This is a genomic window from Spiroplasma sp. BIUS-1 (assembly GCF_010365805.1).
Classification (GTDB): domain Bacteria; phylum Bacillota_I; class Bacilli_A; order Mycoplasmatales; family Mycoplasmataceae; genus Spiroplasma_A.
This window is the reverse complement of sequence record NZ_CP048386.1, coordinates 1-22,644: the sequence shown is the minus strand read 5'-3', so window position 1 is coordinate 22,644 and position 22,644 is coordinate 1. Positions and strand designations below refer to the sequence as shown.

Sequence of the window (22,644 nt, the reverse complement as noted above, 5' to 3'; positions counted from 1 at the left end):
CAACTTAGTTGTGATTAAAGTATTTTAATATTATTTGATTTACAGTATTCAATAAATTCATTTCCCCATATTGAAGAGTGTACTTCTCCAATATGTTGTTTTTCTAAAATTGACATTGCGACTCTATTTGTGAAAACCCCCATTGATAAAGTTAAAGGTAATTCATTTGACTTTATCAAGTGATTATATTCGTTGTTAATCTTACTATTTTCTTTAAGAATTAAATTTTGTTCTTTAAGAGTTTTTCTATCAACTTGAAAACTTGCATAAGCTATTGAAACAGATTTTTCACATTCTCCATTATAAACATATAACTTAGAGTAAGTTCTAAGATTAAATACATCTTCAGAAAATTGATTTACGTTTTTCTGATTCATTATTTTTTCAGCATAGTCTTGAATAACAAAACTTCCATTATCTTTTCCAAACTTATTTAGTCTTTCAGAGAAAGTTAAAAGAGGATATAATTCTTTTAACTTTTTATAAGTAATGAAAGTAAGTGTTTTTGAAAAATGATACTTACTTAAATTTTCATAATCACTACTTAATTTTGAATCTAACTTACAAAGAATTTTATAAACTTCTATCAAACTATTATTTAAGTTTTCCATATCAACTTCTTTGGCAATTATTTCTAATCCAATTTCTTCAAATATTAAAGAATTAATATTGTCCAATATCGCATCCCTGTTAATTGTTGTGAAGTTGGTTATTATCCCTTTAATATTTTCATTGTCATCATCTAAATTTTTTAAGAAGTGTCTTCTTCATTTGTTGTTGGACTGAATAATTTCTCCATATTCATTTTGACTTATAATATCAAAATCAATTGGCCTTTTTGTTTGTTGAAAGTCATCGTTTAATCAAAGATATTTATTAGTAACTAAACCACTTGATACATTTAAAAGTGCAAACTTACTTTTTAATTCTGAAAATAAATTCTCTTTAATGAATTCTATTCCTTCGATTGTTTCTTGAAAATTTAATTTTGAAACATAACCTAAAGCTATACCGTATTTCATTAGTTACCTCTTGGTTTCATTTGAGGGAAAAGAAGAACATCTTTGATAGATTCTGAGTTTGTTAATAACATAACCATTCTATCAATTCCAATTCCAATTCCACCTGTTGGAGGCATTCCATATTCTAAAGCTTCAATGAAATCAATATCCATATCATTTGCTTCATCATTTCCTGCATCAGCTTCTTTTATTTGATCTACAAATCTTTCATATTGATCTATTGGGTTATTTAATTCAGCAAACGCATTTGCATACTCTCTATTTATAATAAATAACTCAAATCTATCTGTAAATCTTGGGTCTTTAGCATTTAATTTTGAAAGTGGTGAGATTTCTCTTGGGTGACCTCATACAAAAGTAGGTTCAACTATTTTTTCTTCTACAAATTCTTCGAAGAACAAGTTAATTATGTGACCAACAGAGAAGTGGTGTTTTTCAACTTTAACATTGTGTTCTTTTGCAATAGCACAAGCTTCTTCATATGACATTTCTTTTCAGAAGTCCACTCCACAAACTTCTTTGATTGCATCAACCATATGTCATCTTTTAAATGGTTTTGATAAATCTAAATCATGACCACCGTAATTTATTTTAGTTGTTCCTCTAACAGCTATAGAACATTCTCTAAATAACTCTTCACATAGATCCATTAAGAATTCCATATTTTTATATGCAACATATAATTCTACAGATGTAAATTCTGGATTATGTCTTGTACTAATTCCTTCATTTCTAAAGATTCTTCCAATTTCATAAACTCCATCAAACCCACCAACTATACATCTTTTTAAATGTAGTTCAGTTGCAATTCTTAAAAAGAAATCATTATCTAAAGCATTGTAATGAGTTACAAAAGGTTTTGCACTAGCTCCACCTCTAACTGATTGTAATATTGGAGTTTCAACTTCCATATAACCTTTTGAGTCTAAAATTGATTGCATAGTTCTTATAATTTTTGTTCTATCTATAAAAACTTGTTTTGCTTCTGGATTTACAATTAGATCAACATATCTTCTTCTGTATTTTTCTTCTATATCTGACATACCTAAGTGTTTGTCTGGTAAAGGTTTCAAAGCTTTAGTTAAAAGTTTTGCTCCTTTAACTCTGATTGTTAATTCACCATGATCAGTTTTCATCATGATACCTTCAACACCTACGATATCTCCTAAATCAAGGTCTCTAAAATATTCAAATTCTTCTTCTCCCAATTCATCTTGTCTTACATAAATTTGAATTGAAGAGTTTTGATCTTGAATGTTTGCAAAGATAGCTTTTTTACCAGCTTCCCTAAATAATCTAATTCTTCCAGCAGCAGAAATTTTAATATCTGTTTTTCCTTGTAAATCTTCTTTTGAGAATTTTCCAAATTCTTCATTTAATTCACTTAATGAGTGAGATCTATTAAATTCATTTTCGACAAAAGGATCTCTTCCGTTTTCTGTAAGTTTTTTTAGTTTTTCTCTTCTAATATTTTCTTGCTCTGAAAAATTTCTTTCAAAATTGTTGCTCATATTTTATTCTCCTAGATTTGGTCTTCGTAAAATTTAAATATACCATTAATGTCATCTAATGACTCTATAGTTGTTGCCATTTTTTTCATATCCTTGATGATATCGTCACTACCTAAAGTACCAAGATATCAAAGAAGTTGTTTTCTCATTTCTCTAATAGCGAATTCTTCTCCACGCATTTCAATTAAAAGATTTGCATGTCTAAGAACTGTTTCTTTTCATTCTTCATATGAAGGTTTTTCCAAAAACTCTCCAGTATCAAGGTAATGTTGAATCTCTCTAAAAACTCAAGGATTCCCTTGTGCAGCTCTTGCTATCATTATTCCATCACAGCCAGTCTCTTCGATCATAGCTTTTGCAGATGGTCCATCAGTTACATCGCCATTTCCTATTACAGGAATATTAACTGCTTCTTTTACTTTTTTTATTCAACTTCAATCAGCTTTACCATTGTAAAATTGGTTTCTTGTTCTTCCATGAACAGCTATAGCACTAGCGCCGTTTGCTTCTGCTATTTTAGCTAATTCAACTACATTTTTATTTTCTTCATCTCAACCAATTCGCATTTTGACAGTAACTGGTTTTGAAGTATTTTCAACAACAGCCTTTATTACTTCTCCAACTCTTTCTGGATACTTTAATAAATTTGCTCCAGCTTGACTTCTTAAAGCCACTTTGGGTGCTGGACAACCCATATTAATATCTATAATATCGCACTCTGAAAATTCTTCTACAATTTTTGCGCCTTCAACAAAAGAATTGACATCAAAACCAAAAATTTGCAAAGTAATTGGGTGTTCTAGATTAGATACTTCGATCATAGTTTTAGTTTTTTGATTATTATGAACTAATCCCTCTGTACTAACCATTTCTGCATAAACAAGTGATGCACCTTTTTCTTTGCAAATTATTCTAAAAGCTGCATTTGTAGTTCCAGCCATTGGACCTAAAAAAACTTGGCCTTTAATATCAACATTTTTAATTTTCATTAACCTATGCAATCTCCGTTTAAATATAAGAAACTATTAATTTCTTCAAATTTTACATAGATATTTTTTGATATGTTTCCAAAGAATTTTTGAATATGTTTAGACACGTCTTCTTGTTTTAGTGGTCTACCAACTCATTCGATAGTCACTTGAATAGCATCTTTTTCATACCCATTACCTATTAAGGTACTTGGGTCATGTCAGAATACAAATTTTTTAACGTCAGCATTAATTAACAAAGCAAGTTCTCCAACTTGTTTAAAGTATTCATTAACTTTGTTTTCATCTACACCTTTAAAAGTAAATATTGGCATGTTTTTTTCCCACCTTTAACAAATATAATTATATACTTTTTTTTATATCTTTTAAGATAAAAAAAACTACAAAATATTTCATTTGTAGTTAAAAAATTTTTTTATGATCAGTCAATTTCTGATGGTTTTTTTGGTTTAGCGTTATGTTTAATTTCATCAATTAAACCATTTCTAACATGGATAACAGTATCTCCAATTTCACTAATGTTTGGGTTGTGAGTAACGATAATTACAGTTGTGTTATATTTTTCTTTAACTTCAACTAATATATCTAATACTTTTCTTCCCATTTCTTCATCAAGAGCTCCTGTTGGTTCGTCACCAAACAAGATTTCAGGATTCTTTGCTAATGCTCTTGCAATAGAAACCCTTTGTTGTTGTCCCCCTGACATTTGATGTGGATATTTATTCATTTGTTCTTCCATACCAATTGTTTTAAAAATTTCTTCAATTGACATTTTATTTTCTTTTGATTTACTTAAGTTTTCCCCAACTTCTGCGTTTTCTTTTGCAGTTAAGTTTGAAAGTAGGTTATATTGTTGGAAAATGAATCCAACATTTTCTCTACGGAATTTTGTTAAGTGTGAGTCTTTTAATAAAGACAAGTTATTACCTAGAACGAAAACATCACCCTCTGATGTTTTATCCAATCCTGAGATTGTATTTAATAAAGTTGTTTTTCCTGAACCAGATGGTCCTAAGATTACGATAAATTTACCCTTTTCAAGTTTCAAGTCCACACCACGCAACACAGGAGTTAACATATCTCCAGTTACATATCATCTTTTTACGTTGTATAACTCAATAACATTTTTTTCTATATCAGGTTTGTTACCTGTTGTAGAAATTATTTTTCCCTCTAAAATTTCTTTTGAATATTTAGAAGTCATTTGTTTTTGGATTTTATTTTTTTGTTTTAATCCTTTAACACCTTCTTCAGTTACTTCTGGTAACTGAATGTGTTCAAATTCTCTTACACGAGGAGTTGAACTGTCAGCAGTGCTTTTACTATTTTTAGCTGACTTTTCTTTTACAACCTTTTGTTTAGGTTGTTTTAATTCACCTTCAACCGTTTCGATAGGTTGTTGTAAATCTTTTTCTTCCATATTAATTCTCCTTAATATAGAACTTAAATACACCAATATAATTTTAGCATAAATTATTTAGCAAGTTCTTCTGGTTTAACATTATATTGTTTCTTACAAAAGTCGCAAACTACCTCTACAACTTCTCCTTCTTCAATGATTTTTTTAATGTCATCTTCACCTAACATTTTTACAGATGAAATAACTTTTTCCATGTTACAAGTACATTCGAATTTTAATTCACCAACACCAAGAATTTTTGCATCATCACAAATATCTTTTATTAATGATTCATAATTTGTTGTTCCTGTAAGTGTTTTAACAAGATGGTCTAATGATCCAACTTTTTCCTCAATGAAATCAATGTCATCATCACTGAATCCAGGTAACATTTGTATTATAATTCCACAAGCTTTTTTAATACTTCCATCTTCTGCTATTTCTACAGTTGAACTGATTAGAGAATTAACTTGATCACTTTGTTGTAAGTAATACATAAAATCTAAATTAACTTCTCCAGAAACAATTTCAACTCTTGAAGTATATGGTTCTGTTCCACCATTATCTCTTGAGATTTGTAAGAAACCTTGTTTACCAACAACTTGTGATAAAGGACTTCCTTTATCTTCTTCTATCTTTTCAATTTCAAAATTTGGAACTTGAATGTAACCTCTAAATTTTTTATCTTGGAATTCAGCTATAATTGATCCACCTAATCCCATACCATTTATATTTGTTGTCATTTTGTTTCCGTCTTTTATAGATAAACTTAATAAAGCATTGTTTATTATAGTTCTTCCCAAGGCAACTGATGTAAGTGGGTTAGTTCCTTGCAATTTTGCAATTTCATTATACCCTTCACTTATATCTACTATTGAAATTTTAACGTTATGCTTTTCACTTAAAGCTCTGATTTCCATATCCATGTTTTTATTCTCCTTAAAAATTTAACTTTTCTTATTATACTTGTTTAGGAATAAAAAAAACACTTTTAGAAAGTGTTTTTATTTTTCTTCTTCATCTGGTTCAAATTCTAAAATTTCACCTGACTCGATTTTTTTATTTTCAATGTCTTTTCTGTTTTTTTCTTCAACAACTTCTTTTGGTAATTGATTAAATTTATCAATGTAATCAATTTGTTCAGCAGTAATTGTTTCTAAAACTCTTAGTGATTCTGCAATTAATTCTAAAACATCTTTATGTTTGTTGATTGTTTCAACTGCAGTTTTATAACATTGTTCTAATATTGTATTTATCTCACTGTCGATTTTGAATGCAACTTCATCTGAATAAACACCTTTTGTTTGTCCATATGATTCTTCTTGCATTGTTAAATATTTTGTAAGTCCTAAAGAAGACATACCAAACTGAGTAACCATTCTTCTTGCAATATTTGTTGCTTTATCTAAGTCATCATGTGCACCAGTAGTAATTTTGTTTTTACCAAACATTATTTCTTCAGCCGCTCTACCTCCAAGGTATCCAGCAATTGATGCAAATAGATCTTCTTTTGATGAGAAGTTAGATTCATCTTTTGGAGTCATGATTGTGTATCCACCAGCATTACCCCTTGGTATGATTGTAACTTTTTGAACTTTTGATGCAGATTCCAATTTCAATCCCATCAATGCATGTCCAGCTTCATGATAAGAAACAATTTGTTTATCTTGAAGAGTCATTGCTCTAGATTTTTTAGCAGGTCCACCAACAACTCTATCGATTGCTTCATCGATATCTGTTATTGTGATCATTTTTCTTTTATCTCTAACAACAAGAATTGCAGCTTCGTTAAGAACGTTTTCTAGTTGAGCACCTGAGAAACCAGGCGTTCTTTCTGCAATACGTTTTCAATCAATTTCAGGAGAAACTGATTTGTTTCTTGCATGAAGTTTTAAAATATCTTCTCTTTCTCTAATGTCTGGTAGAGAAATTTGAATAGTTCTATCAAATCTTCCTGGTCTTAATAAGGCGCTATCTAAAACGTCAACTCTGTTAGTTGCTGCCATAACAATAACTCCTGAGTTTGAACCAAAACCATCCATTTCAACCAATAATTGGTTTAATGTTTGCTCATTTGTTGAAGCTCCCATTCCACCACTACGTTTTCTACCTACAGCATCTATTTCATCAATAAAGATAATACATGGCGCTGCTTTTTTAGCATCACTAAATAAATCTCTAACCCTACTTGCACCAAGTCCAACAAACATTTCTTCAAACTCAGAACCAGCCATTGAGAAGAATGCTACACCAGCTTCTCCAGCAACAGCTTTTGCTAATAAAGTTTTACCTGTACCAGGAGGTCCTTCCATTAGAACCCCTTTAGGTACTCTTGCACCCATTTGTGCATACTTGTTAGGATTTTTTAAGTAGTCAACTAGTTCAACTAGTTCTGTTTTTTCTTCATTTATTCCCGCAACATCTGTAAATTTAACATCTGATTTAATTTCTCTAGGTCTTGTAGATTTACCTGGGCCGAACATTCCTCCACCCATTCCACCTTTTGACATAGATGAAAATATTCAAATGTAGAAACCAATTAAAATAACCATTGGTAATAAACTGATTAATAGGTTAATAAATGGTGAGTTTGCATCTGCTATTGTTTGTATAGATTGCATAAAGCTTTGGAATGCAGTGTTGCTTGCCATTGCCTCTCCATACATTTGGTTATCCATTGTAAGAATAAACTTACGAGCAACACCATCGCCATTTGTATAAATACCAGAGATAACATGTACCCCATTATATATTTTTTGACTAGTTCTTGATGTTAAAATTGCATCATTTCCTAAATAACTTTGGAACTGCTCATAAGTTAAGTGATCCGCTGTTCCAGCTATGAACTGTCAAATTACAAGCCCGATAACTATTATCATTACTATGAATAAAACCCATAATCATATAGATTTTTTCTTTTTCATCTTCTTCACCGTTTTCTAATACCAATAATGATTTTAACATTATATAGTTATTTTGTTTAAAAGTATTTTCTTACTTTTATCAAAAATTAAAATATTTTGTTGTCTTTTAATATAACTAACTTTTTTGTCTTTGTAATATTTTGAAAGTGTAATCCCATTAATAGATATTTTTGATTGGTATTTTTTTCAATCATTTGTAATTAGTAAATTACCGTCAAAATCAATGTTGTTGTCTTTTAAAATACTTTCATATTTTTTCTTTTCCTCTATATTAATCTCAAAAAAAACATATTCCCTCTTATTTATCGCGTACATTTTTTCATAATCTTTTATTATTACAAAATCCCCTTTATATATCTCAATGAAACTTTTAGAAGTTTTTAATTGCTTTATAATTTCTTTTAAAATAGACTTTTTTGAAAAAAATATTTCTTTTTCCAAACCTTTAGTCTTTAAAAAATTAAATACTAGGTATTCATTCCATTTTTCATCAGAACTTATATTATTAAGGTTTAAAAAACTTTGATCTTTTATTATTTCAAACTGTTTTTCATACTTTTGCAAAACAGAATTATTTTGAAATATCTCATCTAGGTATTTTTCAAAATCACTTTCATTTAAATTTGCTCTGATTTTGTTTCTTTCATATTTTAAATCCGCATTTGTACTATCAGTTATGAAATCAATTTTTTTTGTCATTAAGGAATTTACTATTTCAGATTTTTTGAATTCTAAAATTGGTCTTATGATTTTCTTTTCCTTATAAGTAGTTTCTTTTTTTATCCCATAATAAGAAACCGTCTTTTTATTTTTCTTTTGCATCAAATATGTTTCGACATGATCATTCAGATTATGGGCAATTAATATTGCATCAGCTTTTTGATTAATAAGTTCTTCACAAAAAAAATCATACCTTACTTTTCTGGCTCAAGACTCAAAGTTATCTTTTAACTGTGAATAGTTTTGCTCAATATTTAGAATCTTTAATTCGATATTATTTTTTTCACATAGTTCAGTTACTAACTCAGCATCTTTATTTGAATCTTTTCTGAAGTTGTAATTTACATGGCAAGCTACAAAGTTTTTAATTCCATTTTCAATAAGGTAATGAAATAAAAAAACACTGTCTGCTCCACCAGATATAGCTAAAATATATTTTTTATCTTTATTTAACAAATTAATCACCGAACATTTCTAATATATTTTCTTTATATGTACCATCTTCATTATGAATAACTAATGGAGGAAGAATTTTCATACCATCATTGCCATCATTAACCGCTTCTATTAAAACTCTTTTGGCATCTTGTCCTTCTTTTGAATATACAAATTGAATTCTCTTTACAGAAAAATTGTTATTTTTTAGTAAAAACAGGATTTCATCCATTCTTTCGCTTAGATGAACCATTAAAAGTTTTCCCCCATTTTTAAGAGCAACCTTAGCTGAAAAAATTATTTCTTCTAAAGTAATACTTGTTTCATGTCTTGCAGGAGTTAGAAGTTCACTTCTCTTATTCAAATTAGAATTATCACTTATTTTAAAAAATGGAGGATTACAAAAAACAAGATCATATGTGTTGTTTTTATCTTTAACAAATTCTTTTATGTCTTGGTTGAAAATAGTTATTTGAGAGTTTAATTCATTTAGAGATATGTTTTCTTCAGCAATTTTGCAAGCTTCATTTTGAATCTCAACTCCAGTTATATTTGCTTTTGTGTACCTAGAAATTATTAAAGGTATTATTGCATTATTTGTTCCAAAGTCTAAAATGTTTTTATATTTTTTTGATGGAATTCAAAATCTTGAAAGCAAAACTGAATCAATACAAAAATTAAACATGTCGCTGTCTTGAATTATTTTTAGATCCTTATAATTTAAAACCTGGTTTTCTACTTTCATTAAATTACCTCATAAATTTTTATAAATAGATTTTCTAAAATTAGATTTATGTAATTAGAATTTTTTATTTCATTTATAGTATCCAATAATGTTTCTTGTAAAAATTTTATATTCAATTCAATAGCTTTTTCAAATGTTGCAGAAAGATTTTTTAGTATTTCATTTCTTTCCATTTTTTTAAATTCTATTAAATATTCAAGAAGAGCATTTTTGTTTCTGTTAATTACAAGATCAATTATCTTCGAATCAATATTTTCTTTTTCAGTTTCGTTCTCTAGAGAAAATAATTTACATCTAGATTTGATAGTTGAAATTATTTGATTTCTGTCATTTGTTAAAATTAATGCATATGTGTTTTTTGGAGGTTCTTCTAAAAATTTAAGAATAGCATTTGAAGCTCCCTCACTTAAATTTTCTCCATTACTTATTATGTAAACTTTATTTTTATTATTTTCAATACCAGATGAAGAGAACTTTACTATAAGTTCTTTTATTTCATCTTTAGATATTTTAGTTGTTCCATCACCAATAAAAAAAGTATTTAAATTGTTTTTACTAATAACTCTTGAACATCATTCGCAATCATCATTTTCCAATGAATTGTTTAAACAAAATATTTGTCTAACAACCTCAATAGAAACTTCTTCTAATGTGCTTTGATTTTCGTTTGAGATTATTATTGAGTGATAAAGTTTATTGTTCTTTATCAATTCATTAACAGTCTTAAATACTTCTATTTTTTTCATTATTTTATTGTTCTCTCGTTAAGTGCGTTATCAATTAAGAAATCGACTTGTTGTAAAACTTCATTTATTGGTTTTCTTGAATCAACTACTTTAATTCTATCTGAGTTCTCAGAAATTAAAATTTGGTATCCTTCATAAACAGCTTCATGGAATTTTTGATTTTCTTGTTCAATTCTATCAGCACTTCTTTTTCTGTTCATTAATCTAATTTGAGATTCTTTTGGTGTTATATCAAAGAATATTGTTAAGTCAGGTTTTGTAGAACCTAAAACTATATTTTGTAATTCAGCAACATCTGCCATACCAATATTTCTTGCGTATCCTTGATATGCTGAAGTTGAGTCCATAAATCTATCACAGATTACTATAGTTCCGTCTTTTAAGGCAGGCAAAATTATTGAGTCTAAATGTTGTTTTCTTGCAGCAACATATAAAAGAGTTTCTGCTCAAGGAGTTATTTTAGCTTTTTCATCTAAAATCATTCTTCTTATCTCTTCTGCCAATGGTTCTCCACCAGGCTCTCTTGTCAATAGAACTTTATATCCTTTTTGCATTAAATTATCTTTTATCATTTTTGAGATAGTTGTTTTACCTGAACCATCAATTCCTTCTAGTGAAATAAATAACATATTAGTAACCTCTTAAAATTTACATTTTCTTTCTATTTAAAATTGCATCATTTAGTGTTTCTTGATCTATATAATCAATTACTCCACCTAGAGGTATTCCTCTAGCGATTCTTGAAATCTTATCAGCTATTCCTTTCGCTTTATTTGCGATGTAGTTAGAAGTAACTTCACCTTCAAAAGTTAAATTTAAAGCTAGTAGTAATTCAATTCCTTTATTTATTCTAACAAATAATTCACTCATTTTTAATTTTTCAGGTCCTATATTTTTATTTAGGTTTATTTCTCCATTAAGAACATGAATCATGCCGTTGTAACTACTATCTAGAATTTTTAAAGCATCTAGTTTTGTAGACACAACACAAATTATATTTTTGTTTCTATTTTGATTATCACAAAATGAACATTTGTTGTTTTCTTTAAAAAAGAAACAGTTATCACATTCACTATATGTGGTTTTTATTTTGTTTATCATTTCACTTAATGAATCTAATTTTTCTTCATTAATTATTAAATCAAAAACTATTTTTTCAGCTGTCTTTTTACTTACTCCATCTAGTTTTTTTAATTCTTCTATTATTTTTTCCATTAATTCACAACCTTAATATTTTGATTACCTAAAAGTTCTTTTGCTCTTTTAAGATATTCATTTTCTTCTTGGTCACTTTCTAAAACTAATGTCTGGTAGAAATCTTTGCTTTCAACTTTTTTGTAAGCTTCAAGTTTGTTTTCTTGTTTTCTACTCATAAAGTCCACTTTAATTTCGGCTCATCTTTTTTTATCAATAGATATTATTTTTACATCTATACCGAAGTAATCAAAGATAGCTTGTCTTGTTTTTTCATTTTGCAATTTATTGTTTATTCATTTTGAAATTGTTCTTTCATCACAAACCAGGATCAACTCATCTTGACTAGCTGCAGTTATTTTTGAACCGTAAAACATAATAAAGTTTTCTATGAAGTTTTGATCACCCAACATTAATTGTGTCTGAAATATATCATTAAATTTGTTATCAAAATAATTTCTTGCTTCTTTATTAGCACCAACTAAAACATTTATTATTTGATCGTTTGAGAAATCAATTACTTTTTTATACATGTTAGATTCTGATATAAGAAGTTTCATTTGCAGTTTCAAGAATTTTGATTCATCATCAGAATTTAAAAATTCTTGAATATCATTTTCATTTCTTGATTCTAAACTTTCAACAGGTTGTTCTTCATTTTCTTTTTCTTCAATCTTTGGTTCTTCGATAATTGGTTCTTCGACAATTGGTTCTTCGACAATTGGTTCTTCGATCATTGGTTGTTCGATCATTGGTTGTTCGAAAATATTTTCCTCAATAACGTTCTCGTCATTTCTTTGTTCTTCTGAAACAACTTCTTTAATAACTGGTTCTTCAACAATTATTTTATTATGTACCTCTTGAATGTTTAAATTTTGTTCTGAATAAGAGTTTTCTTCTGTATTATTTGAAACACTTATAAGTGTTTCTTTGTTTACTGATTTTAATATATTTATAAGTATGTATTGAAAACTAATACTTGAGTTTTTTGATTTTGTATATGAGTCTGCTATATTATCAGAAAGCTCAAAAATTTTAGTTATTGGTTTATTTTCAAAATAAATAAACTCTTCTTCATTTAAATTATTTAAAAACTTTTTATCTCCTGTAAGTTTAACTTCAATTATTTCTTTTAATATATCAAGAAGACTAAGAGTCATTGTTTGAAAATCAATTCCTTGATTGTTTGCGTTTTCAAAATAAGAAATTATTTCTTTCGAATTACCTTCAATAACATTTTTAATTATGTTTATTTTTTCGTTTTTAGTAGCTATGTAAAATATTTTTTTAAGAATATCTGTTGTTACTTTTTCTGATGCAATAGTTAAAGATTGTTCTAGATAGTTTAATGCATCTCTTAAAGAACCGTCTGACATGTAGTATATTTCATTTAGAGCTTCTTCGCTTATCTCTTTACCTTCAAGATTACATATCTCTTTAATTTTGTCTTCTAAAGATCTTTGTGCTATTCTTTTGAAATTAAATAACTGACATCTTGATATTATTGTGGCTGGAATTTTTGAGAACTCTGTTGTAGCTAAAACAAAAAGAACATGCTTTGGTGGTTCTTCTAATGTTTTTAATAGTGCATTAAAAGCAGAGTTAGATAACATATGAACTTCATCGATTATATAAACTTTGTATTTAGAAAAACTTGGCATTAAAGAAACATTTGCTTTTATATTTCTAATTTCTTCTACACCATTATTTGAAGCTGCATCAATTTCAAAAATATCTGCATGAGAGTTATTGTTAAATTCCTTACAACTCAAACATTCGTCACATGGATTATAATTATCTAAGTTTTGGCAATTAACTACTTTAGAAAATATTTTTGCTATAGATGTTTTACCAGTACCTCTTTGACCAGAAAAAAGTAGGGCATGTCCAAAAGAATTTGATTTTATTTGAGATATTAATATTTCTTTTATACCTTCATGACCAGCAACTTGATCAAAATTTTTCGGTCTATATTCTCTATAAAGTGATTTTTTATTTTCCATTTTTTAATTCCTCTTGCATAAATATTTTACATAGTTATTTCCTTAATTGAGAAAAGAATTCCTTTAATTGTTTTTCGAAATATTCTGTTTCTTCAACACTACCTATCTTAACAAATTCAATGTTTGTAGTTAACTTATTATAATTACATTTTAAATTGTCTAAGTAGTACATAACTTTTTTTATATTAGCTTCTTCTATAACTGTTAAACACATTAAACAGGGTTTTAGTGTTGTAACTAATGTATATTCTTTTAGGTTTTTTGTTTTTAACTTTTTATAAATTTTATTTAAAACTTTAACTTCTGCGTGATCAGTGAAATTAAAGTTTTTTTGTCTTGTGTTGGAGTCTTTGTGAATTACTTCATTTTTATTATTTAAAATTAAAGCAGCCACTGGAACATCTTTAGTTTTAGAACACTTTGTTATTTCTTTATTTAAAACATTAAAAATATTATCCATTATTTTATCTCCCAAAAAAAACAAAAAAAAGTCATTGTACAAGGCACTAGATTCTTATGGCTGCTACCTTCCGGTCCTGACCAAATTCGAACGTCACCCTTACAATGACATTTATATAATAACATTTTTTAAGCAAAATTAATGTAATTTTGCTTTTTATCAAATTGTTTCACGTGAAACAATTTGATAAAAAAAATAATGTTTCACGTGAAACATTATTTTAAAAATTCTTCATTTCCAAAATATGGTCTTAGTACTTCAGGTAGAATTAGTTTTTCTCCATCGTAATAATTTTCCATTATTGCAGCAAATAATCTATCAACTGCAAGTCCTGATCCATTTAGAGTATGTACATACTGATTTTTTCCTTCGTCGTTTTTATATCTTGTCATAATTCTTTTTGCTTGAAAGTCTAAGCAATTTGAACATGATGAGATTTCTCTGTATTTGTTTTGATTTGGAAATCAAACTTCTAAATCATAAGTTTTTGCAGAAGAGAAACCTATATCTCCACCACACAACTCCACAACTCTATAAGGTAGATTAAATAATTGTAAACAATCTTCTGCATCTAATAACATTTTTTCTAACTCTTCATAAGAGCTTTTTGAATCTGTTATTTTTACCATTTCCACTTTATTAAATTGGTGTAGTCTGATTAATCCTTTTGTGTCTCTTCCTGCACTTCCAGCTTCTCTTCTAAAACATTGAGTGAATGCAGTTAGATACATTGGTAATTCTTTTTTATCTAGAATTCTTTCTCTAACAGTATTTGTCAAAGGTACCTCTGAAGTTGGAATCAGATATTGATCATCAACTTTATAAGCATCCTCTTCAAATTTAGGAAGTTGTCCTGTACCATACATGTTTTCTTTATTAACAATTAATGGTAGTCACATTTCTTTATAACCGTTTTGTGTATGTCTAGAAATTAATATATCAGTCAGAGCTCTTATCATTTTAGCTCCCTTGTTTGTATAAACAACAAATCTTGATCCAGATAATTTTGAACCTAATTCAAAATCTACTAGATTTAATTTAGAAGCTATTTCTCAATGAGCTCCTCCATTTGTTTTTAAATTGTCTGAGTTTCATTTTTTAATTTCAACATTGTCTTCTTCATCTTTTCCAAGAGGAATATTTTCATTTGGTATATTTGGAATATAGCTTAACTTTGAATTTAAATCTGTTTCAATGTTTTTTAAACTTGCATCAAGTTTTTCAATTTTATTATTTATTTCAGAAACTTCATTTTTTAATTTTTCAATTTCTTCTTTTTTATTTTCTCTTGCAAGTAATCCAATTTCTTTTGAGATCTTATTTTTTTCAGCTTTCAATTCTTCAACTTCAAAAGTGATTTTTTTTCTTTGTGAATTTAATTCTACTAATTCATTTAACTCACTTTTAAAATCTTTATTTCTTTTTGCTAAGTCTTGACTAACTTTTTCAAAGTCACTTTCGATTTTATTAATGTCTAACATTTTTATTCACCTTTATTTCATTCTAATGTTGATGCAGTAATTGTTTCATCTTCTTCTAAATTGAAACCTATTACTCCTGTTGAATTTCTTGATTGAAGATTAATGTCTTGCGCACCAATCTTTATTATCTTTCCTTTTGATGAAATCATAAGAATTTCATCTGTTTCTCTTATTGGTAAAACTGATTTAAACTTACCTGTTTTATCACTAAGCTTCATACCAACAACACCTTTAGCACCTCTACCAAAAATATTGTATTCACTTATAAGTGTTTTTTTAACAATTCCTTTTTCTGATATAGTTGCAACACATTCGTTTTTATAACTTGAACATGAAGATACAACTGAGTCATTTTTATCTAGACCCATACCTTTAACTCCACGTGAAGATCTAGACATTGGTCTGAAATCATTCTCATTAACTTTTATGATTTTTCCGTTTTGAGACGCAATTAAAATTTCAGTTCCTCCAACAGTTGGAATAACAGAAACTAATTTATCTCCATCATCTAAATTGATTGCAATTTTACCAAAATTATTTATTCTACTAAATTCATCAATTTCAACTTTTTTAACAATTCCTTTTTGAGTTACAAATAATAAATATTTATAAATATTCTTTTTATCTTTTAAAGATAAAATTGATGTAACTTTTTCTGAAGAGTTAATTCCTATGAAATTAATAACAGGAACTCCTCTTGCGTTTCTTGAAAATTGAGTAATGTTATAACCTTTGATTCTATAAACTTTTCCTTCGTCAGTGAAAAATAATACGTCATCTTTTGTTTTACCAACTTTAGCTATAACTATATTATCGTCTTGAGTTGAATTTATAATTACACCTTTACCACCACGTTTTTGTGTTTTGAAATCTTCATTAGACAATCTTCTAATGTATCCTTCTTCTGATAAAGTTATTAACATTTGTGAATCTTGAATTAATTCTTCCTCATCAATTTGAGTTTCATCTTCTTCAATGATTTTTGTTCTTCTGTCATCACCATATTTTTGTGCAATATCTTCAAGTTGTTTTATTAGAAGATCATCTTGTTTTTCTTTTGAAGCTAAAAGCTCTTCTAATTCAGAAATTCTAATTTCGATATTTTTAATATCTAATTCAACTTTTTCTCTTTCAAGTCCAACTAATCTTTGAAGTCTCATATCTAAAATTGCTTTAGATTGTTTTTCATCAAATCCAAATTTCTCAAATAATTTTTCATTTGCAACTTCAGTTGTTTTTGAGTCTTTAATTATTTTTATAATTTCATCAATGTTATCTAAAGTAATTCTTATTGCATTTAAAATATGTAATCTTGCATTTAATTTATTTTTTTCAAATACACTTCTTTTAACAATAATTTCAATTTGATGTTTAACATAAAATTTAATTATGTCTTTAATATTTAAAACAACAGGTATTCCATTATTTAGAGATAACATGTTAATTGCAAAACTTGATTGTAAGTTTGTATACTTATATAACTTTTTAATTATAAGTTGAGGATTTGAATTTTTTTGTAGTTCAACAACAATTCTAATTCCTTCATAGTTAGATTCATCTCTAATATCTGATATTCCACTTATCATTTTATTTTTATAAAGTTCAGCTATCTTTTCAACAATTTTTAATTTGTTTGTTTGATAAGGAATCTCACTTACAACAATTCTTTGATTTTTACCATTATCTTCAATATCGATTTTTGATCTAATGATTAAATTTCCTTTTCCAGTTTTATAACCATCAATCATACTTTTACCATTTGTCATTAAAGCTCCAGTTGGAAAATCAGGACCTTTAATATATTGTAAAATTTCATCAATTGTAATTTGATCATTTTTTATATATTCCACTATAGCTTTTGTAACTTCTCTAAGGTTATGTGGAGGTATGTTTGTAGCCATACCAACTGCAATACCTGTAGCTCCATTAACTAGTAGGTTTGGAAAATACCCAGTTAAATATTTTGGTTCTCTTTCAGATGCATCATAGTTATCTATGAAAGGAACTGTATCCATATCAATATCTTTCAATAATACTGATGCAATTTTTGCCAATCTTGCTTCAGTATAACGCATAGCAGCAGCTCCATCACCATCGATAGATCCAAAGTTACCATGACCTTCAACTAAAGGATATCTATATGAAAAATCTTGTGACATCCTTACCATTGCTTCGTAAACTGATGAATCACCATGTGGGTGATATTTACCAATAACTTCACCAACAATACGTGCTGATTTTTTGTGTGGTGAATCTGAAGTGATTTTTAAATCATTCATTGCATAAATGATTCTTCTATGAACTGGTTTTAATCCATCTTTTAGATCTGGAAGGGCACGACTTACAATAACACTCATTGAGTATTCTAAAAAATCTTTTTCAACTTCGTTCTTTATATCAATTTCTAAAATACGTCCATGTTTGATATCGCTCATTAAATTCACCTTCTTTATCTTCTAAATATCAATATTTTCTACAAACTGAGCATTCTCAGTTATAAATTGTTTTCTAAGATCTACATTTTCTCCCATTAAACTTGAGAATACTTCATTAGCTAAGAAAGCATCTTCAACTTTAATTTGAATCATAGTTCTTCTTTCAGGGTCCATTGTAGTTTCTCATAATTGGATTGGATCCATTTCTCCAAGTCCTTTATATCTTTGAATAGTATATTTTAAATCTTTATATTTTTCTTCTTTTAAAGTTTCTAACTCTAAATCATTGTATGCATAATCAACATTATTTTTACCAGCATCTATTTTGTATAGAGGTGGTTGAGCAATGTAAATATTCCCATTCAAAATAAGTTCTTTCATATATCTATAAAAGAATGTTAAAAGTAAAACTCTAATATGTGCACCATCGACATCGGCATCAGTCATTATTATTATTTTTCCATATCTTAATTTTTTAAGATTTATATCATTTTTAACTCCAATACCAACTGCAGCAATAATAGATTGTATTTCATTATTATCAAATACTTTTGATTGTTTAACTTTTTCTACATTTAAAACTTTTCCTCTTAGAGAAAGGATAGCTTGAGTTTTTCTATTTCTTCCAGTTTTAGCACTACCACCAGCTGAATCTCCTTCGACTAAGTATAATTCACATTCTTCAATATCTTTTGATTCACAATCTGCTAATTTACCGGGTAATGAAAAATTATCTATAGCAGATTTTCTTCTTGTATCTTCTCTAGCTCTTTGTGCTGCTTTTCTTGCCTTTTGAGAAACTAAAACTTTCTCAATAATTTTTTTGGCATCATTTGGATTTTTTAATAAAAATTCTTTGAAAGCTTCACTTAAAACTTCAGATACAGCTTCTTTAGCGTCGTTATTTGAAAGTTTAGCTTTTGTTTGTCCTTCATACAATGGATCTCTATGTTTAATAGAAATAACAGAAACTATTCCTTCTTTTAAATCATCTCAAGTAAATTTATTTCCTTTGAAGTTTTTTAAGTCATTCACATATGAGTTAATAGATTTTAAAAGTGAACTTTTAAATCCTTCTTCATGTGAACCACCTTCAGATGTAAAGATATTGTTACAGAATGAATAAACATTTTCATCATAAGTCTCGTTATATTGAATTGAAACTTCAACTTCAATATCATTTGAATTATCAGACACATAAAAAATTTCATCATGAACTTTTTCTTTTCCACTATTTATTTCTTTGATGTAATCTTTAATTCCATCTTCAAAAATATATGTTAAATATTTATCTGTTCTTTGATCATATAAATTTAATTTAAGTTTTTTATTCAAGAAAGCAAGTTGTCTAATTTTTCCTTGAATAACTTTGAAATCAAATTCTGTAGTTTCTTTAAAAATTTCTGGATCTGGTTTAAATTTAATTATTGAACCATTTGAATCAGAAACTCCTATTTCTTTAATTTGACTTGACTTTGTTCCACCTTCAGAAAACTTTTGGTGATATATTTTTCCATCTCTTGAAATCATAGCTTCAACATATAAAGAAAGGGCATTAACTACTGAAGCACCAACTCCATGTAGTCCTCCTGAAACTTTATAAGTAGATTCATCAAATTTACCACCAGCATGTAGAACGTTAAAAATTGTTTCCAATGTTGTTTTACCTGTTTTAGGGTGAATATCGATTGGAATACCTCTACCATTATCTTGTATTATTATTTCATTTTCATCTGTAATAAAAATAGATATTTCATTACAATAACCAGCTAACGCTTCATCCACAGAGTTGTCTAGTATTTCTCAAATCATATGATGTAGACCAGCTTTGTTTGTATTTCCAATATACATACCTGGTCTTTTTCTAACAGCTTCTAATCCTTCAAGAACTTGGATTTGACTAGCTCCATACTTATTATCTTCCATAATAAAATACCTCTCACGAACTTAATTATATCATTTAAGTCAGTGAAAGGTACTCTTCTTATAAGTTAATTTGAAAACATTGGCAATATTATTTGACTCAAATTCATATCTTCAGCAGAAGATATCACTATTGGTTTTTTTGAATCTATAAGATTTATTTCTATATTTTTTGTTTCAAATGTTTTTAATGAATCAATTAGATATTTAGAATTAAAACAAATATTTTGTTCATCTAATCCTTTTATTTCAAACTCTTTAAAAACTTCTTCAAAACTTCCTATTTGATGAATATTTGATTTAATAAAAATACTATCATCACTTAAAATTAAATTTACAACTGTTGATGCATTATCTTCACTTGGAATGTCTGCTCTTGAAATAAGTTTAAAGAATTTTTTATTGTCCATGTATAAAGTAGTGTTAAAGTCAGTTGGGAAAACTGCATTAACATTTGGAAATTGTCCTTCTAATATTGTTGTTTGAAAAATAGTGTTGTTTATAATAAAAGTCACATGACTATCAACAGAAACTATTTTACATTCACCTTTTTCAGGAAGTAATTTTATTATTTCTAAAATACTTTTATGAGGTATATTAGTTTCAAATTTTTCAGGTATATCTCCAAGAAGTTGAATTCTTTTTCTTGATACTCTAAAACCATCTGTTCCAGTTATATAAAATAAAGAATTATCTAAAGCAAAATTTAAACCAGCCAAAACTATTTTCTGATTTCATTCGTTAACTGAAATAATTGTTTGGTTCAAACTTTTTTTAAGATCAATGTTATTAACAGTAACATTATCTCCTTTTTCTCTAAAAGCAAAAGCAGGGTAGTCAACATAATTTAATATATTTAATGAAAACTCTGATTTTTCACCAGATAAAGAAACAAGATTCTCTTCAACGCTAGATATGTTTATAACATCATCATCCATTCTTCTTAAAATCTCTAAAAAATATTTACCTCTTATTAAGATACTTCCAGTTTGTTTAATTAATAAATCACTATTACCCATATCAATAGTTGTTTTTATTGACATAGAAGTGTTTGAAGATATTAAAGATATCTTATCAGTTTCAACTTCTAATAATATCCCAGATAAACTTGGTGTAGGAGCTTTAGGATCTATAATCCTGTTACACTTGTTAATTTCTTCAATAAACACCAATCTATTCACACTAAAGAACATTGAAATACCTCCTTATTTATTATTAATTATTTATATTATTATTATGCTCTTAAAATGTGGATAACTTTATTTAAGTCACAACAGTAAAGAGTTTTATAAAATAATTTTAACACTTAATGACAAGTTAGGAAATTAAGAAACAATTTCCTTTTTAATTTTTTTCAAAGTAGCTTTAAATATTTTATCTTCATTTAAAGCTTTTTTAATTTTGTTACATGCATTTATAACAGTTGTATGATCTTTACCACCAAATAATATACCTATCTCTGAATAGTTTTTTTTCATCAATTCATTTGTTAAATACATAGAAACATGTCTTGCTAAAACTACACTTGAAAACTTATTCTTAGCATCTATCGATTTCACTGTAACACCATAGTTTTGTGCAACAACATTCTTAATTTTTTGAACAGTTATTTCACCACCTGGGGCATATGAATAATCTTCAAGTAGTTTTTGGATAGTATCTAATTCAATAACTTCCCCATAAGTTTCTTTATCTTGTATTAATTTAAATTCTATTTTATTTATTATTCCTTCAATTTTTCTTACATCAGATCCAAAATGTGAAGCAATATATTTTTTAGATTCTTTGTCCAATTTTAAATTTGAAGCATTTGTTTTATAGTCTACTATTTTTAAAGCCGTATCTAAATCAGGTGCTTCAATTTTAACACTTAACCCTTGGTTAAATCTTGAGACAAGTCTTTTATCAAAACCATTTAATAACTCAGGAAATTTATCAGAAGTTATAACTATTTGTTTACCCTCTTCTATAAATGAGTTGAAAATGTTGAAAAAAATCTCATTTGTTTTACCGCTATTTGCTAAGAATTGTATATCGTCAATTAATAAAACATCTATTTCATTCATTTGGAATTTAGTTTGTTCTATTTCTTTAAAACCACCAAGTAATGAATCCAAGATTTCTTTTCTAAAATCGTTTGATGCGTAATATTTAACATTTAAATCTTCATCTACACTATTTAATTCATTACATATTGCTTTAAGTAAGTGTGTTTTACCTAAACCAGAATCTCCATATATAAATAATGGATTTCATTTATTTCCTAAACTGCTTATAACAGCTTTAGAAGCATTAAATGCTTCGCTATTACTTTTACCAGATATGAAACTTTCGAAAATGAACTCTTTACCCTTATTATTTTTTTTCTTCTTTATTATAATTTCACTAATTTTTTTCTCTTTTTTGAATTCTTCTTTTGATAAAAAAGTAATGCTTGTATCTTTTTCTAAGATTTCACTAATTTTATCTTTTAATTCAGAACCAATACTTTCTAAATAGTATTTAGAAAGGTCTTTACTAACTACTATAGCTTTTTGATTTTCTGAAAGATCTTCAACTGAAGCATTCTTTACATACTCTTCGTATACATTAGGTTCAATTAAGTCAGAAGATATGAGTCATTCTTTAATTTTTTTTCATAAAGCTACGTTTGTCAT

General features: G+C 27.4%; 19 protein-coding genes and 1 other RNA gene. All 20 read right to left on the bottom strand.

The window, feature by feature from the left end:
- Nucleotides 1-14 precede the first annotated feature (14 nt).
- Nucleotides 15-1,022: a hypothetical protein gene (locus SBIUS_RS00100; protein WP_162684492.1), complete on the bottom strand. Its 1,008-nt coding sequence runs from the start codon at nucleotides 1,020-1,022 to the stop codon at nucleotides 15-17.
- Complete coding sequence (gene lysS, locus SBIUS_RS00095; RefSeq protein ID WP_162684491.1) at nucleotides 1,022-2,533, bottom strand: lysine--tRNA ligase; 1,512 nt, start codon at nucleotides 2,531-2,533, stop codon at nucleotides 1,022-1,024. The genes SBIUS_RS00100 and lysS overlap by 1 nt, the downstream gene beginning before the upstream one ends.
- A gap of 11 nt (nucleotides 2,534-2,544) precedes the next feature.
- Nucleotides 2,545-3,522 carry a tRNA dihydrouridine synthase DusB gene (gene dusB, locus SBIUS_RS00090; RefSeq protein WP_162684490.1) on the bottom strand — a complete coding sequence of 326 codons (978 nt, stop codon included), beginning with the start codon at nucleotides 3,520-3,522 and terminating at the stop codon, nucleotides 2,545-2,547.
- A complete protein-coding gene (locus SBIUS_RS00085; protein ID WP_162684489.1) occupies nucleotides 3,522-3,836 on the bottom strand; it encodes a DUF1904 family protein in 315 nt (104 codons plus the stop codon). The genes dusB and SBIUS_RS00085 overlap by 1 nt, the downstream gene beginning before the upstream one ends.
- 101 nt (nucleotides 3,837-3,937) lie before the next feature.
- Nucleotides 3,938-4,942, bottom strand: coding sequence for an ABC transporter ATP-binding protein (locus SBIUS_RS00080; protein ID WP_162684488.1), 1,005 nt, complete (start codon nucleotides 4,940-4,942; stop codon nucleotides 3,938-3,940).
- A 53-nt stretch (nucleotides 4,943-4,995) separates the two neighbouring features.
- A complete protein-coding gene (locus SBIUS_RS00075) occupies nucleotides 4,996-5,847 on the bottom strand; it encodes an Hsp33 family molecular chaperone HslO (protein WP_162684487.1) in 852 nt (283 codons plus the stop codon).
- A gap of 78 nt (nucleotides 5,848-5,925) precedes the next feature.
- Nucleotides 5,926-7,854 carry an ATP-dependent zinc metalloprotease FtsH gene (gene ftsH / locus SBIUS_RS00070; RefSeq protein ID WP_162684486.1) on the bottom strand — a complete coding sequence of 643 codons (1,929 nt, stop codon included), beginning with the start codon at nucleotides 7,852-7,854 and terminating at the stop codon, nucleotides 5,926-5,928.
- A 30-nt stretch (nucleotides 7,855-7,884) separates the two neighbouring features.
- A complete protein-coding gene (gene tilS, locus SBIUS_RS00065) occupies nucleotides 7,885-9,021 on the bottom strand; it encodes a tRNA lysidine(34) synthetase TilS (protein WP_162684485.1) in 1,137 nt (378 codons plus the stop codon).
- A gap of 1 nt (nucleotide 9,022) precedes the next feature.
- Nucleotides 9,023-9,745, bottom strand: coding sequence for a tRNA1(Val) (adenine(37)-N6)-methyltransferase (locus SBIUS_RS00060; protein WP_162684484.1), 723 nt, complete (start codon nucleotides 9,743-9,745; stop codon nucleotides 9,023-9,025).
- On the bottom strand, nucleotides 9,745-10,491 hold the full coding sequence (locus tag SBIUS_RS00055; protein WP_162684483.1) for a hypothetical protein: 747 nt from the start codon (nucleotides 10,489-10,491) through the stop codon (nucleotides 9,745-9,747). The genes SBIUS_RS00060 and SBIUS_RS00055 overlap by 1 nt, the downstream gene beginning before the upstream one ends.
- On the bottom strand, nucleotides 10,491-11,120 hold the full coding sequence (gene tmk / locus SBIUS_RS00050) for a dTMP kinase (protein ID WP_162684482.1): 630 nt from the start codon (nucleotides 11,118-11,120) through the stop codon (nucleotides 10,491-10,493). Before tmk ends, SBIUS_RS00055 begins: the two co-directional genes overlap by 1 nt.
- Before the next feature lie 19 nt (nucleotides 11,121-11,139).
- A complete protein-coding gene (locus tag SBIUS_RS00045) occupies nucleotides 11,140-11,706 on the bottom strand; it encodes a toprim domain-containing protein (protein WP_162684481.1) in 567 nt (188 codons plus the stop codon).
- The gene (gene dnaX / locus SBIUS_RS00040; protein WP_162684480.1) at nucleotides 11,706-13,688 is read right to left on the bottom strand and encodes a DNA polymerase III subunit gamma/tau; all 1,983 of its coding nucleotides are present in this window, start codon (nucleotides 13,686-13,688) and stop codon (nucleotides 11,706-11,708) included. The genes SBIUS_RS00045 and dnaX overlap by 1 nt, the downstream gene beginning before the upstream one ends.
- A gap of 34 nt (nucleotides 13,689-13,722) precedes the next feature.
- A complete protein-coding gene (locus SBIUS_RS00035) occupies nucleotides 13,723-14,148 on the bottom strand; it encodes a deaminase (protein WP_162684479.1) in 426 nt (141 codons plus the stop codon).
- Nucleotides 14,149-14,166: 18 nt separating this feature from the next.
- An RNA gene (ffs, locus tag SBIUS_RS00030) (signal recognition particle sRNA small type) lies at nucleotides 14,167-14,264 on the bottom strand.
- 99 nt (nucleotides 14,265-14,363) lie between these two features.
- The gene (serS, locus tag SBIUS_RS00025; RefSeq protein ID WP_162684478.1) at nucleotides 14,364-15,629 is read right to left on the bottom strand and encodes a serine--tRNA ligase; all 1,266 of its coding nucleotides are present in this window, start codon (nucleotides 15,627-15,629) and stop codon (nucleotides 14,364-14,366) included.
- 2 nt (nucleotides 15,630-15,631) lie between these two features.
- Nucleotides 15,632-18,064: a DNA gyrase subunit A gene (gene gyrA, locus SBIUS_RS00020; RefSeq protein WP_162684477.1), complete on the bottom strand. Its 2,433-nt coding sequence runs from the start codon at nucleotides 18,062-18,064 to the stop codon at nucleotides 15,632-15,634.
- A gap of 21 nt (nucleotides 18,065-18,085) precedes the next feature.
- A complete protein-coding gene (gene gyrB, locus SBIUS_RS00015) occupies nucleotides 18,086-19,990 on the bottom strand; it encodes a DNA topoisomerase (ATP-hydrolyzing) subunit B (protein WP_162684476.1) in 1,905 nt (634 codons plus the stop codon).
- A gap of 65 nt (nucleotides 19,991-20,055) precedes the next feature.
- Entirely contained in the window at nucleotides 20,056-21,180 is a 1,125-nt protein-coding gene (dnaN, locus tag SBIUS_RS00010) for a DNA polymerase III subunit beta (RefSeq protein WP_162684475.1), read from the bottom strand.
- 132 nt (nucleotides 21,181-21,312) lie between these two features.
- Complete coding sequence (gene dnaA / locus SBIUS_RS00005; protein WP_203352882.1) at nucleotides 21,313-22,644, bottom strand: chromosomal replication initiator protein DnaA; 1,332 nt, start codon at nucleotides 22,642-22,644, stop codon at nucleotides 21,313-21,315.